We start from the raw sequence: 14,931 nt of genomic DNA on the forward strand, positions 1-14,931 counted from the left end.
TTTTTGTTGTATGTTAAGAACCATTTACTTATTATGTAATTATTCTTTTACACATAGGAGATGGATGATGAAACATAAAAAACTTAATGCCGTTATGGCAACCTTGAGTCTCTTAAGTATCCTCACAGGCTGCGGTACCTCTTCGTCTATTAATACCCCGCATACCTCTTCCACTGTCCATGTCGCTTACGCGGGATCCTTAGAACTTTTAAATAATCAATTTCTTGGTCCGGCTTTTGAAAAGTCCTATCACGTTCATTATCAAGGACAAGGAGGAGGTTCCTATGGAATCGCCCATGAAATTGTTGCAGGCAGCATTCCTGCCAACGTCTTTGAAAGTATCGGATATGGCCCGGTGAAAGTTCTCGAACCCGCCAAAACATCGTGGGCCATCGCCATCGCTTCCAGTCCTCTGGTTGTCGCCTATAATCCGCATTCGCGATTCGCTCCTGAACTGAATCAAATCCGCAGAGGCCAAAAGCCTTTGAAAGACTTGTTCCAACTCATGGCCCAAAACGGATTTAAGTTGGGACGTACCAATCCCAATACCGATCCTCAAGGTCAAGCGTTTGTCATGGCCATCGAGTTGGCCCAGAAAACCTACCATTTATCTCCCGATATTGTCTCGCGCATTTTGGGGCCGATAAATACGGGAGGGGAAATCTATACAGAAGAGGGGATTTTGTCCCTACTTCAATCAGGAGGGTTAGATGCTTCCAGTGCATTTTTGTCGGAAGCCGTCCAACGCCATCTGGACTATATTATGTTACCCCCAACCTTAAACTTTTCCGATCCGGCCCTGGCATCGTGGTACCATAGTGTTCATGTAACGCTCTCCAATGGAACAGTCGTTTACGGCACTCCCTTGACAATCGATGTCACGACAGTAGGTAAACCGGCTAATCCCAATGCCATCCAGTTCGTAAGATTTCTGTTGTCCAAGTCAGGGCAAAGCATTTTTCAACATGAGGGCTATCATCTGTTCTCGCCCTATGTGATGGGAAAGTCCACTGCGCTGCCCCAGGCCTTGCGTCAGGAATTAAATCATGCTTAAGAAAGCAGCTTGGGGAATCAGCATGGTCGTATTAGTCATCGCCGCCTTACCTGTCGGTCTGTTGTTTTTAGAAGGTTCCCGATTTTTTAGCAGCGCAATAAAATCCCCAGGCGCTTTATCGGCATTGTTCACGACCTTGACTTCAGGACTCATCGCTCTAGGATTATGTTTTGTTTTGGGTCTGCCCACCGCCTATTGGCTACGCAGCCAGTCGTCCCCTGTTATTAAGCAAGTGGCTGCAGTGCTATTAGTATTGGCTTTATTAATGCCGCCTTTAGTGCTGGGATTGGTATTAGCCTTTATTATGGCACCGACAACTCTAATAGGTTCCTGGTTCAACCTTGTTCACAGCGCTTCCAATACTTTTCCCGCTCTGGTTTTGGCTGAAGTCTATGAAGCTCTTCCTTATTTCATACTTACAGCTTGGAGCGCTCTCAGTATGATTCCTCGGCAGTGGGAAGAAGAAGCCTGGAGCCTACATAAAACACCATGGCAAACCTTTCGTTTCGTATTGTGGCCGGCTTCAAGGCCAGGACTCATGACCGCAACGGCCATGGCGTGGGCCCGAATCGTCGGAGCCTTTGGCGCTCCCGTAGTCGTCGCGTATCATCCGACGGCCTTACCCGTCCAAATCTGGATCACAATTGAGGAATCTGGTCTGCCCCAGGCTCTGGCATTAGCATTATGGCTTGTTTTAATCGGATTACCGCTACCGGCATGGCTAACGTGGCGAAAAGGAGGGGTCATATGACGCTTACGGCATCATTTCAAGGCCACGATTTTCTCCAGGGCGAGGGTGAATGGCATGAAGGCCTTCATGCCATTATTGGACCTTCAGGATCGGGAAAGACGACACTACTACGACTATTGGCAGGACTCGGTAAAGGCGTTCCCCGCATTGCGTTTAATCATAGCGTATGGCAAGACGGCAACAAGCACGTCCCTGCCTATCAGCGCCCGATATGCTATGTGCCTCAGCATCCTAGTCTTATTCCTTTTCGCACCATTCGCCAACAAATACAATGGGTGATGGCCGAGTCTTTGGAACCATCCGTCTTAACAAAGTGGGCTGAACGCCTCGAAATCCTGTCCCTTTTAGATCGCTATCCCCAATCGTTATCGGGTGGCCAACAACAGCGCGCCGCCGTATTACGCGCCTTAGCCACCCGCCAACCCGTGCTTCTCTTGGATGAAGCCTTGTCTCAAGTCGAAGAGCGGCTTCGGCGGCAATGTTTGCAATGGTTCCGAAACGAGCCACCCGTTCCATGGATTTTCTATTCAACCCATCAATTACAAGAAGCGCTCACGTTTAGCGAAACGATTACGGTCATAGTGAATGGGCAGATGTATTCCCCTTTCTTGCCAGATCAGTTATTGAAACATCCCCCTACTGCCGAAATTGCTTGGATGTTGGGTTACCGGGGCAGTTTCCGGCTAGACGATAATCGTCACGTATTACTGCATCCCGCCCGGGTTCTGATTGGCGCCTATCCCGAGCAAGGCCTGGTTATCATGGCTCACGTGGATGTCTATCCTCACGAACATGGTCTTAGAAGCCATTGGATTATCAAGCGCGATCAGCCTTATCGTGAACAATGGGAATGGGATCTTCCCCAATACCCTACCATTCAACATGCTGACGCTATCACGTTGATTGACCCACCCTATGTTTCTTTTGAGCTTTCTCAAAAGGAGGTGCCCACGAATGTCTCCTCTATCGCTTGGTAACATTATTCGACTCGAACGTCACCGTAAACATCTCACCCAGTCACAGTTAGCCGCACTGCTAGGCATATCTCGGCAAACACTGATTCACATGGAGCAAGATAAAGTGAGTATCCCGTTTCATATCATGGCGCGCTTGCAAAAAATTCTTGATTTGTCTTTAGATCATCTTGCAACGCTGCTTCATGCACCGGATTCGTGGAGGTGGTTTCCGGATCCTCCGACTCATTCTGGCCCCGTTGTCGCGGCCATCGTCTTCGACCAGCTCATTGTGGCTCCCACATTGTCCACATTGACGCAAGATGTGAGTAACGGATGGTGGGATGCGACCACGCAAACAATTCATTGGTATTCGCAAGAGGCCGTGCTCTCTCAAATCTTTGTAGCGGGATGTGATCCCTTTTTACCGTGGCTGACCCGAAGTTTCCACGAAAATCACAGCGCTTTCCGCTTGATTCCCTTTGCCATGTCGAGCCAAAAAGCCTTTAATGCCTTACGCAGTGGATTGATACATCTGGCGGGTTCACACTTGTATGACCCGCAACTCCGCAAGTATAACCAATTGAGCACGGACCAAGAAAAGTGGGCCTATACCGGATATCTTGAGTGGGAAGAAGGGCGGGTATTTTCTAATAAAAATCCAGACCCATTATTTTGGGCATTACGAGAACCCGGTAGCGAGGCCCTGGCTCTTTGGGAAAGACAGCATCACGGTGATCCGGCTCACTGTCATATACAACACTTTTTATCCCATCCCGATCTGATTCGTTTTGTGCAATCATCGGGTCACCAAGGCGTGTCCATAGGAAGTCTTGCTCATCTATACGGATTGTCATTTGAGCCTTGGGCACTGGAACAATACGAGTGGGTGTGTCATCCTGGTGCGGTTAACACGCCGTGGTTTAAGGCCTTTATCAGTGTCCTCCAACACACGTCTTTATCACAGCAACTCGCGGTTCTCCCTCATCAACGATGTTTTAACTGGGCGCAGGTTCGCATGGATTAAGCCCATTCACTCCGGTCCAAATGAGGCTGAAGAGCACGGTTCAAAGACTCAGCGAGTACATCCGCCATATCATTGATTAACAGATCAATTTCTTTGGGTGTCACCATCAACCCACCCAAACGTTCCGCTAAAACTTCTTGCATCAAACCTTTTTGGTTCGATTCGCCCAATTCCTCTAAGATTTTGTAAAATTTCACGTCATCCGCGAGTTGTTGCGCCAAGATATGGACCGCTTCTTCTGCAATGCTCATAGCTTGCACCACCGTGCAAACTCCTATAGCCAATACGGGAACACCAAGGGATTCTTGACTTAGCCCTTGGCGACGGTTACCGACACCAGAACCTGGATGAATACCTGTATCCGCTATCTGTACGCTGCCTAACAACCGATCCAGACTTCGTGCAGCTAATGCATCGACCGCAATAACAAGATCAGGATGGGTCTCATCCACAATTCCTTTGATCATATCAAGGGTTTCAATTCCGGTTGTACCTAAGACTCCGGGCGCAACGGCGGCGACCGGCCGCATGCGTTCTTTGATGTCATCAGGAACAATATCGCTAAGATGCCGGGTGACCAAAATTCGTTCGACTACACGAGGCCCCAAAGCATCTGGGGTGGCATTCCAGTTGCCAAGGCCCACCACGAGTACTGTGTTATCCACTGTTTTGGGAATTAAATCTTTGATTTGGTCGGTCAGTACCCGAGTCAATTCCTGCCGTAATGACGCATCCCGGTCTCGAAAATGCGGCACGTCTAGGGTCACGTAGTGCCCTTGAGGTTTTCCCATTAAGTGAGCTCCCTCATCGGTAAAAATCTCGACCCGGGTAATCTCTACCTGTTGATCTTGTTTGTGGTCGACCCGAACACCGGGAACTTCTTCATGGGCATCCCCGCGGACAATATCTCGTGCCTCAATCGCCATGTCCGTTGTTACCTGAATCGGACGGAAATTCGCCACCCGCCATTCGCCTCCTTGCTGCGATTAAACCTTAGACTGTGCGCTCTCAAGGCAGTTTATGCGTTAGCCTGACATTCTTTGCGCGATGACGAGCCCAAGGCATTATCGCGGTGGCTAACAACGTTAAATCGCGAAAGGCAATTATGGGAGCCGGTACGGTATCTACAAATTGTTGTAAAAAGGGGCTATTCGTAGTTCCCAAAGCCAACCATCTCATCGCTAAACCAAAATCCAAGAGTCCCGCGGCATTTGCGGTTAATAACAACGGGATGTTAACATCGACCCACAAAATGGCATAATAAACCCATAACATGTACTGGGGACTATAGACTTTGTTACATAAGAACCACCAACTGAGTGCCGCGGTGCCGGCCTCCACCGCATCCAGTTTCCCTTGCCATAACAGTGCCAAAAATACCAACCCTCCAGCCAAGGTCAGCACCGCACTTAGCAAATTGACCGTATCAATGTGCAATATGCCCATCTGAAATAGCCATTGATAAATACCGGGATCAGGACCACGACCGCTGTTAAAGGTAAAGAATTCCGACCATCCCTCCTCTGCAAACAGCGCAAACGGTAAGTTGATCCCTATACCCGTGAGGACAAATCCCCAAAGAAACTGTTTTAAGTGAGTGCGGTGGTCCTTTTGATATAAGGACGCCACCATATAGGGTAATAGCACGACCGGAAAAAATTTCGTCACAACTCCCAAACCTAAAAATAGGCCGGTGTGAAACCAGCGCTGCTTGCGCCAAGCGGCAATCGTCAATCCCCATGTCAACAGGCCCAGCATGTCCCAATTCAGCATGCCAAAAACTAATAATAAGGGCGAGAAGGTAAACCACCATGCCGCCTTTTCCCCTGCTGTTTGCCGTAGAAGATACAAGGCACCGACAAAAGCGGCCATTAAACCAAGGCCCGACCCGATAAAATATCCCCAAAATCCCGGAAGCCATGACATCGCTGACATATAGAGACCAATGAGAACCGGATACTCAATAATATTTTGGAAATATGGGATGGTATGAAGAAATAACCGGCGAGCCCCGTATAAGGCCACCACGTCGGAATAGGCCCAGTGAAGGAAACTATAGGGATAATAGCTAACATTGGGATGCCCTCCTGGCAAAAGAAAATTCGGGGGCGCAATGTGAATCATGTTAATCGTCATCAAGATGAGACCAGGGATCATCATCAAGACAAACTTGTGTTTGGGTTCAGTCAGAGCTTCTGCCTCCTCTAGCGCGTGATGAATCCCACAACTGTCATCATACCGCATTGCTACCGAATTCCCCAATCCCGCTGATTGTAATTCTTGAACGCCGAATTCGTTTTTGCAGTGACAGACGTGGCAATATCAGTCTCGCTGCATCATAAAACGTAGAGGAGGGATGGACATGCGCAAAAGACGCTCCTTGTGGTGGGGCACATTAACATTGACAGGAGCCGCCCTGGCATCCCGTGGACTCGGATTGATCTACCGTATGCTATTATCCCGTTTTTTGGGTTCAGAAGGCTTAGGCTTTTTTCAAATGATTTTCCCGTTTTATATCGCATTGGTCACCTTAGCCATTGCTGGCACCCCCGTCGCTGTATCCCAATTGGTCGCTGAAGAGCATGTGAATCGCCCGCTATTAGTCCGGCGGGCCCTGACGGTGGTCTTTGTCACGAGCCTTCCATTGATTGCTTTTGTGATATTCGGCGCGAAACCCTTAGCCATGATCCTTTATCACGATATGCGGTTTGTCCCACTACTGGTCACATTGGCTCCCGCTCTCATTGCCGTGGGCTTCTCTGCGGTCTTGCGCGGATATTTTGTGGGTGTGCAGCGCCTACGTTATCCTGCCGTATCCCAAGTTGCCGAACAATTAAGTCGCGTTGTCATACTATATACCATTCTCAATGTGTTCGGCCAACACGCATTTAGTAATGCTCCCTTAGTGGCGGTCGCATTAATTCCACTGGGAGAGGGAATAAGCTTGATCATTTTAGGATTAGCGTATTATCGATCCTTGTCAGATGATTCTTTATTAGAAACTAAACCCGTCTTCGTGTCGCAAATTCTGCGCTTGTCCATTCCCGTCACGTTAAGCCGGCTATTAGGATCATTAGTAGGCGTCATCGAAGCATTTCTTATTCCCTGGCGACTCGAAATGGCGGGCATGAGTACCTATAACGCCATACGTTATTTTGGCCAATTAACGGGCATGGCACTCCCTCTTATTCTGTTTCCGACCGCATTGTCAATGGCATTAGCGACCAACCTCATTCCAATCGTTGCTCAAGCCCAGTCGCATCATGACCAAGACAGTATCCGATTGGCCCTGGTAGAAAGTTTAAATACGACCGCATTATTCACAATTCCCGTCACCATTTTCCTCTTAGCCTTCGGGGTACGCCTCGATGACCTCTTCTTTCATGCCCACATTCCATCCAATTTATTTTATCCACTGGCCCTAGGAGGATTTTTTCTGTACTTTGACATTACTCTGGCAGGAGCTTTACGGGGATTAGGACGAACTGACCTTCCCATGCGCAATGACTTGATTGCCAGTGGAATCGAACTCGCTCTCATATGGCTATTCACCATGCGTCTTGAGTTGGCACCTCATGGCATCGCCGTGGCCATTGCCATCGGCTTTGCGGTAAGTCCTATTTTAAATACCTTAAGCATAAAGCATTTAACTCATATATCGATTCCCTGGTTCCGCATTCTGATCAGTCCTCTGATGAGCACTATTCCGGCCCTGATGGCCCTGACCCTTTGGCACCTGTGGAGTTTGCCGTGGCATATTAATCCCTTGATACACCTTGTGGTCGGTATGCTTCTCACGTTGGGAACCTATGGTCTCTCTCTGACCATGACAGGTCGGTCTTTAAAAACATGGATATAAGGGACCACACGATCAGGTCCCTTATATCCATCACAAAGAAATATTATGGGTGTAGAAGTTTGTGAAGATAAGGCGCCATTGCTTGTCTAGAGAGAAAGGCCCCTGTATAAACGGCCAATATTTTTCCACTAGGACTAATAAAGACCGATGTGGGCAAATATTGGACTCCATAAGACGCTGCCACAGTCCCTTGAGAATCCAAGAGAACGGGGTAATTCATTTTTTTGGCAATCATATATTGCGTTACGGTGGAAGCTGGCTGTTGAATGGCGACCCCGTAAATATCGATACGATTGCCATATTGACTCTTCACTTGCTCAATTTCGGGAATTTCTTTTTTACACCATGGACACCATGTCGCCCAAAAGTTCAGCCATACTGGATGGCCCCGCAATTGAGCCAAGCTAACCGTATTCCCTTGCGTTGTTTTCAATGTAAAGTTAGGAGCAAATTGACCTGGCACTAATCCTGACTGAGGAGTACCAGCGCTTGTGCTAGCTTGCGTTGTCGCTCGCGAGGCTGTCGACGTATGAGGCTTTGGCGTTGCCGTAGGATGGGCTGTAGCATGCCCCACGATATAGCCACCATAAACAAAAGCCGCAAATAACACGCCCCAACCCGCTACACGCTTGAGGGAAACCACCCGACTCCTCCTTTCGTGCCTATGCATCAGGAAAGATCATGTCTAATAGACCGGTGCATCCGCTACCTTGGAAATATCAAAATGTAATTCCCCATTAACTTCGTCCACCGTAACTGTTTGCTTGCCAACCAGCTCACCATCTAACATCTTCATAGCCAAGGGATCTTGCAACGTACGCTGAATGAGCCGTCTCAATGGTCTTGCTCCAAATTGAGGATCATATCCGCGCGCCGCTAACCAATCAATAGCTTTTTCCGTGACGTTAAGGGTTATATCCCGATCTTTCAGCCGGTTTTCAATATCTTTCAAATTGAGACGGACAATCATCCGAAGTTCTTCCTGGGTGAGTCGCGAGAATGTAATAATCTCATCGATCCGGTTCAAGAACTCGGGACGAAATGCTTGATGGAGGACTGCGTCCAGTTGTCGTTGACGCTCTTCGGGATTATCCTCTTCCAAAATAATCTGGCTACCCAAATTCGACGTCATAATGATAACCGTATTACGGAAATCCACCGTACGTCCCTGACCGTCCGTTAAACGCCCGTCATCCAACACCTGCAACAAAATGTTAAAGACTTCTGGATGAGCTTTTTCAATCTCATCCAATAATACCACCGAATAAGGACGTCTCCTGACGGCTTCGGTTAATTGCCCACCTTCTTCGTACCCGACATATCCTGGGGGAGCACCCACTAAACGTGATACGGTATGCCGTTCCATATATTCGGACATATCTATCCGGACCAGAGCGTTTTCATCATCAAACAGAAAGGCAGCTAACGCTTTTGCCAATTCTGTTTTCCCTACACCCGTTGGTCCCAGGAATAAAAATGAACCCATTGGTCGTCTCGGATCGGATAATCCTGCACGAGCACGGCGGACGGCATTGGATACGGCTTCGACCGCTTGTTTTTGTCCTACCACGCGTTCACCCAAACGTTTCTCCATCTCGACCAACTTGGTTCGTTCACCCTCCAAAAGACGGGTAACCGGAATGCCTGTCCATTTGGCCACCACCTGTGCAATGTCCTGTTCGGTCACTTCTTCTCGTAAGAGACGATCGGATCCTTCCAGCATTTGCAGTTGCTTTTGGGCCTCTTCCAATTCCTTTTGAAGACTTAACAATTTCCCATAACGCAACTCGGCCGCTCTTGCCAAATCACCTTCCCGTTCTGCTTGCTGCTCCTCAATACGGGTTTGATCAATCTCTTGTTTGATTTGGTTGACCTTAGCAACTTGGGCCTTTTCTTTTTCCCAACGCACCATCAATGCATCCCGTTGTTCACGAACATTGGCCAGTTCTTCTTCGAGCTGTTGCAACCGAGCTTTCGAACCGGGATCGTCTTCTTTCGATAAGGCTTCCCGTTCAATTTCTAGTTGCAAACGGTGTCGTTCCATCTCATCTAATTCCTCAGGCATACTATCCATTTCCACACGGAGATGAGACGCCGCTTCATCGATCAGGTCAATGGCTTTGTCAGGAAGATAGCGATCGGTAATATAGCGGTGACTCAAGCGCGCCGCCGCAATAAGAGCACTATCACGAATCCGTACACCATGATGCACTTCGTAGCGTTCCTTTAATCCCCGCAAAATGGCGATCGTGTCTTCTACACTCGGTTCATCCACATAAACAGGCTGGAACCGACGCTCTAAAGCGGCATCTTTCTCAATATACTGGCGATATTCATCCAAGGTGGTTGCGCCCACGGCACGTAACTCCCCTCGGGCTAACGCCGGTTTTAAAAGATTAGCCGCATCAACAGCCCCTTCGGCTTTCCCTGCCCCCACCAGAGTATGTAACTCATCAATGAATAAAATAATCCGTCCTTGTGCGCCTTCAATTTCTTTTAATACGGCTTTTAGCCGATCTTCAAATTCTCCTCGAAATTTACTTCCAGCTATTAAAGAACCCAAATCTAAGGCTAACACGCGTTTGTCTTTGAGCCCTTCAGGAACGTCTTGTTGTACAATGCGTTGCGCCAATCCTTCAACAATTGCCGTCTTGCCGACTCCTGGCTCCCCAATCAATACAGGATTATTCTTGGTGCGCCGGGACAAAACTTGGATCACCCGTCGGATCTCCTCATCCCGACCAATAACGGGATCTAACTTCCCCTTGCGGGCAAGATCGGTTAAGTCTTTACTATATTTTGCTAAGGCTTGATATTTTTCCTCGGGATTTTGATCGGTCACGCGAGCTTGACCCCGGACATCCCGAAGAGCCATCAATACCGACTCACGCTTCAATCCATAATCCCGCAAAATCCGACCTGCGACCGTTTCGGGTTGTTCGACCATCGCTAATAGTAAATGCTCAGTGGAAATATACTCATCTTTTAGGGCATCGGCTTCTTTTTCCGCATTGTCAATAATCCGGGTCAAACTTTGACTCAAATACGCCCCCGGCTGGGTTCCGCTGACCTTGGGCAATTTCGCGATTTCTCGTTGCACAGCCTGTTCTAAGGCGGCTAATGGAATACCAACCTTCTCAATCAAAGGCCGGACAATTCCATCAGGCTGCGCTAAGAGTGCCGCTAACAGATGTTCCGGAGCAATTTCTTGATTTTGCTGATCACGCGCGATATTTTGAGCTTCAGACAAAGCTTCTTGAGATTTGACCGTCAACTTATCGAGGCGCATGGATTTCTCCCCCCACTTCTTTATGATTGGCGCGGAGCTGTTGATAAAGTTTGTCGTCTTCAGCGGTAAACGGTTCGGGGAAACGCAAGGTAACTTCTAATAGCAAATCGCCTTTAACACTTGTCCCTCTTTGGGGCAAGCCCAAGCCACGCAAGCGCAACATTTTGCCTTGATTCGTGTGAGGAGGCACTTTAACCATGACCGTTTCCCCCACTAAAGGCTTCACTGGCACTTCACCACCTGTAGCGGCCAAGGGCACTGGCACCATGAGTCTCCCGATGAGATTATTCCCTTGTCGGACAAATCGCGGGTGCGGTGCAATTTCTACCCGCAAGCGAGCATGATTACCCACTCGAAGTACCGATCCCGCTTCCACCCCGGGCGGGATCGTGACCGCAAACTTTTTGGGTTCCATCACTTGTCCCAAGCCTCCACACCGAGGACAATCGGGATTCGTGCCATGGCAGACAGGACAAATTTGTGGCTCGGAAACTGTTAGTTGGATAGTATCTCCACGAGCCACTTGTTCTAGAGTTAAAGTCACCGTTTCTTCCGGAACATTCTGGGTACGGGTTCGGGTTGTAAACCCATTATCCGCACCGGCTTGCGAAAAGAGATCTTCAAAAATGCTTCCCCAATCCCCAAAGCCTCCATCAAAGGTCACCCGTTGATAACCCGGCCCTTGACTGCGAGCTTGGCGATGGGCATAGCCCAAACGCATTTGGTCATATTCCCGGCGTTTTTTGGGATCGGAAAGCACTTCATAGGCTTCATTAATTTCTTTAAATTTATCTTCCCCAGCTTTACCGCTCACGTCGGGATGATATTTACGCGCGAGTCGTCGATATGATTTTTTGATTGTCTCTTGATCGGCTTTTTCATCGACTTCGAGAATTTTATAGTAGTCCTTAGGTGCAGCCATGATCCGTCACCTCACCTCGGCAATCAGAGGGCTGGCTCAAAGCCAGCCCTTCTGTCGTGGTCTTTACATCATTCGGTGGGCCGGAAATCCGCATCAATGACATCATCGCCACCTGTTGTGCCTCCATTAGGCGGTGGGTTGCCATCTTGGGAATTGGCCGCTTGTTGCTTGTATAGGGCTTCGGCAAGTTTATGAGAAACGGTTTCTAATTGACTTAAGGCGGATTCAATAGCCCCTTTGTCATTACGTTCAATCGCCTCACGCACCGACTTAATCGCCTCTTCGGCTTGCGATTTATCCGTCGCATCCACTTTGTCGCCTAAATCCCGAATGCTCTTTTCTGTCGCATAAGCCATGGATTCAGCACGGTTTTTCAAATCGGCCAAAGCACGACGCTCTTCATCTTCGTGTGCTTTTTCCTGCGCTTCGCGGACCAAACGCTCTACTTCTTCTTTAGACAACTGCGTTGACGCCGTCACAGTAATCCGCTGTTCTTTTCCGGTTCCCAAATCCTTCGCCGAAACATTAACGATACCATTGGCATCGATGTCAAATGTGACTTCGATTTGCGGAACACCGCGAGGAGCCGGCGGAATATCTGTCAAACTAAAACGGGCCAACGTGCGGTTGTCGGCCGCCATAGGTCGTTCTCCTTGTAGCACATGGATTTCGACCGAGGTCTGATTATCTGCCGCCGTGGTAAAAGTCTCACTCTTACGCGTGGGAATGGTCGTGTTGCGCTCAATCAATTTGGTAAATACGCCACCCATGGTCTCGATACCGAGAGACAACGGCGTGACGTCAAGAAGAATGACGTCTTTCACTTCTCCAGCCAACACACCACCTTGAATAGCCGCTCCGACGGCCACCACTTCATCAGGATTGACACCCCGGTGAGGCTCTTTACCCGTGAGTTTCTTGACCAATTCCTGAATGACGGGCATACGGGTGGATCCACCGACCAAAATGACCTCATCAATCTGGCTTTCCGTAAGTTTTGCGTCTTGCAATGCTTGACGGAACGGAATTACGGTTCTCTCGGTCAAATCCTGAGTTAATTCCTCAAACTTAGCCCGGGTAATGGTCATTTCGAGATGTTTAGGCCCAGTTTGGTCGGCGGTAATGAATGGCAAACTCACTTGAGTTTCGGTTACAGAGGACAGCTCAATTTTCGCTTTTTCTGCCGCTTCTATTAACCGTTGCAACGCTTGCCGATCTTGTCGCAAATCAATACCATTTTCCCGCTTAAATTCATCCGCAATGTAATCGACAAGCTTCATATCATAGTCATCCCCACCAAGATGGGTGTCACCCGCGGTGGATTTGACTTCAAATACCCCATCGCCAACCTCTAATACGGACACATCAAAGGTGCCTCCGCCGAGGTCCCAAACCAAAATCGTTTCATTCTTCTTTTTATCTAATCCATACGCTAAAGCGGCGGCGGTTGGTTCGTTGATAATCCGCAGAACATCTAATCCAGCAATTTTTCCAGCGTCCTTGGTGGCCTGCCTTTCTGCATCATTAAAATAAGCCGGCACCGTAATAACCGCTTGCGTGACGGTTTCTCCTAAGTACTTTTCGGCATCGGCCTTCAATTTCGCCAAAATCATGGCCGAAATTTCTTCCGGTGTCATTTTCTTTCCCGCATTGGGGAGATCCACTAAAACCTGCTGGTTAGGCCCCTCGACAACCTTATAAGGGACTCTTTCCCGTTCTTGTGATACCTCACTGAAGCGCCGACCAATAAAGCGCTTAATGGAAAACACGGTATTTTGAGGATTCATGACCGCTTGACGCCTGGCCAATTGCCCCACTAGACGTTCACCGTTTTTCGTAAAAGCTACGACGGATGGGGTTAAACGGCTCCCTTCGGTATTCAGAATTACGGTTGGTTGTCCACCTTCCATGACCGCAATAACTGAGTTAGTCGTTCCCAAATCGATTCCTACGACCTTGGCCATAAGTCAATTCCCTCTCCTTGTCTTTCGTTGTTCTCTCTATGTAGTGCTTTGCAGGGGGTTCTGCTATCCCTAAAATCGCCCGTATTCCTGCAGCATTGATGCCTTGCTTGGTAAGCTCTCGAATTCTTACGAGACGGTAAAAATCATTTTCAGAGTACAGCCGATTGTTTGTCTCAGTTCGGGCCGGGATAACCAAACATTCCCTTTCCCATATGCGAAGCATTTGCGATGATACCCCGACTAGCCGCGCCATGACCCCTATGGTGTAAACGGGCTCATCAGGACCGTGAATCGGCATACAGCACCACATCCTCAAAATCGTACTCTGTCTTTAATAATAGTCTTACCTACTGGGTCATGCAATAATCTTATCCAATTTCGATAAGAAATCTATAATACTTTTACATATTTTTCAACCCCTTGACATAAACTTTTTAAAACGTTATTCCCTTCACTCCCATTTCGATGAAGAAAGGACGTTCTATGATGTCTAATCGATTCCACTTGCCCCCTACTCGCACACCGCTGTTAATCGTATGGCGTCGTCCCTGGCAGGTCATATCCGCTCAAGGGCGTCGGGACCTTCATGCATTATACGCGGTTTATTGGTCTAGCATTTCCATCACAGCCCTTTTAGTATCACTCTACCAGTTCTTTAGTATTCTTCCCGCGCGTGAGGTGATCATCCGTATTCTGCTCGGCATCGGGGTTGTCTATGCCGGAGGCTATGTATTTCTTCATGCCCTCATTTTTAGCACACAACAAATCCTTGCCGTGATCCACTACCCCGACACCTCCCAGCAGGTTCCCTGGGTTGTCCTGTCCTTGGGCCCTTGGATTGCTGGAATTAGTCTTGTAGGCGTTCTGACCTCAACATATTGGATTTGTGATCTTTTAGGCATTCTTGCTCTCCTCTTTTTTATTAGACAATTAGCCGTATCAGTAAACATATCCATGCGCATGGCCGCGATCGTGATTGGGATTGAGATCGTGCCGGTTCTCACCGTTTTGCTGTATTGGGCGTGGGCTAGAGGTTGGAATTTTTATCCTTTTTGGTAATGTGTTTGGTCTTATAGCGTGCGATTGTCCGATTCATTGCTTTTCATTGCTTG

13 protein-coding genes are annotated in these 14,931 nt (G+C 48.4%); 6 read left to right on the plus strand and 7 right to left on the minus strand.

Going from position 1 to position 14,931, the window contains the following annotated elements:
- Window positions 1–64: 64 nt before the first annotated feature.
- From B8987_RS17195 to B8987_RS17210, 4 genes are read left to right on the plus strand one after another with little or no spacing between them, the layout of a single operon-like run.
- The gene (locus tag B8987_RS17195) at window positions 65–1,054 is read left to right on the plus strand and encodes an extracellular solute-binding protein (RefSeq protein WP_242940680.1); all 990 of its coding nucleotides are present in this window, start codon (window positions 65–67) and stop codon (window positions 1,052–1,054) included.
- The gene (locus B8987_RS17200) at window positions 1,047–1,805 is read left to right on the plus strand and encodes an ABC transporter permease subunit (RefSeq protein ID WP_084661769.1); all 759 of its coding nucleotides are present in this window, start codon (window positions 1,047–1,049) and stop codon (window positions 1,803–1,805) included. Before B8987_RS17195 ends, B8987_RS17200 begins: the two co-directional genes overlap by 8 nt.
- The gene (locus tag B8987_RS17205; RefSeq protein ID WP_020374684.1) at window positions 1,802–2,782 is read left to right on the plus strand and encodes an ATP-binding cassette domain-containing protein; all 981 of its coding nucleotides are present in this window, start codon (window positions 1,802–1,804) and stop codon (window positions 2,780–2,782) included. Before B8987_RS17200 ends, B8987_RS17205 begins: the two co-directional genes overlap by 4 nt.
- On the plus strand, window positions 2,760–3,785 hold the full coding sequence (locus B8987_RS17210) for a substrate-binding domain-containing protein (RefSeq protein WP_020374683.1): 1,026 nt from the start codon (window positions 2,760–2,762) through the stop codon (window positions 3,783–3,785). The genes B8987_RS17205 and B8987_RS17210 overlap by 23 nt, the downstream gene beginning before the upstream one ends.
- Here B8987_RS17210 and gpr read toward each other — a convergent pair.
- A complete protein-coding gene (gene gpr, locus B8987_RS17215) occupies window positions 3,782–4,747 on the minus strand; it encodes a GPR endopeptidase (protein ID WP_020374682.1) in 966 nt (321 codons plus the stop codon). The two genes, B8987_RS17210 and gpr, sit on opposite strands and share 4 nt — an antisense overlap.
- Window positions 4,748–4,793: 46 nt before the next feature.
- Entirely contained in the window at window positions 4,794–6,029 is a 1,236-nt protein-coding gene (locus tag B8987_RS17220; protein WP_084661771.1) for a glycosyltransferase family 87 protein, read from the minus strand.
- 118 nt (window positions 6,030–6,147) lie between these two features.
- Here B8987_RS17220 and B8987_RS17225 point away from each other — a divergent pair, with 118 nt between their 5' ends.
- Complete coding sequence (locus B8987_RS17225; protein WP_139793578.1) at window positions 6,148–7,644, plus strand: putative polysaccharide biosynthesis protein; 1,497 nt, start codon at window positions 6,148–6,150, stop codon at window positions 7,642–7,644.
- A gap of 43 nt (window positions 7,645–7,687) precedes the next feature.
- Here the strand turns inward: B8987_RS17225 and B8987_RS17230 are convergent, their stop codons facing one another.
- The 5 genes from B8987_RS17230 to B8987_RS17250 form a co-directional block, all read right to left on the minus strand.
- Complete coding sequence (locus B8987_RS17230) at window positions 7,688–8,287, minus strand: TlpA family protein disulfide reductase (RefSeq protein ID WP_020374679.1); 600 nt, start codon at window positions 8,285–8,287, stop codon at window positions 7,688–7,690.
- A 42-nt stretch (window positions 8,288–8,329) separates the two neighbouring features.
- On the minus strand, window positions 8,330–10,933 hold the full coding sequence (gene clpB, locus B8987_RS17235) for an ATP-dependent chaperone ClpB (RefSeq protein WP_084661776.1): 2,604 nt from the start codon (window positions 10,931–10,933) through the stop codon (window positions 8,330–8,332).
- Window positions 10,920–11,855, minus strand: a complete 936-nt coding sequence (locus B8987_RS17240; protein WP_020374677.1) for a DnaJ C-terminal domain-containing protein — start codon at window positions 11,853–11,855, stop codon at window positions 10,920–10,922. Before B8987_RS17240 ends, clpB begins: the two co-directional genes overlap by 14 nt.
- Before the next feature lie 68 nt (window positions 11,856–11,923).
- Window positions 11,924–13,819, minus strand: a complete 1,896-nt coding sequence (dnaK, locus tag B8987_RS17245; RefSeq protein WP_020374676.1) for a molecular chaperone DnaK — start codon at window positions 13,817–13,819, stop codon at window positions 11,924–11,926.
- Window positions 13,782–14,129, minus strand: a complete 348-nt coding sequence (locus B8987_RS17250; RefSeq protein ID WP_037912445.1) for a MerR family transcriptional regulator — start codon at window positions 14,127–14,129, stop codon at window positions 13,782–13,784. The genes dnaK and B8987_RS17250 overlap by 38 nt, the downstream gene beginning before the upstream one ends.
- A gap of 173 nt (window positions 14,130–14,302) precedes the next feature.
- On the opposite strand from B8987_RS17250, the gene B8987_RS17255 reads away from it, so the two are divergent.
- Entirely contained in the window at window positions 14,303–14,878 is a 576-nt protein-coding gene (locus tag B8987_RS17255) for a hypothetical protein (protein WP_139793579.1), read from the plus strand.
- Window positions 14,879–14,931 lie beyond the last annotated feature (53 nt).

The sequence above is a fragment of the Sulfobacillus thermosulfidooxidans DSM 9293 genome (assembly GCF_900176145.1).
In the GTDB taxonomy this organism is placed as follows: domain Bacteria; phylum Bacillota; class Sulfobacillia; order Sulfobacillales; family Sulfobacillaceae; genus Sulfobacillus; species Sulfobacillus thermosulfidooxidans.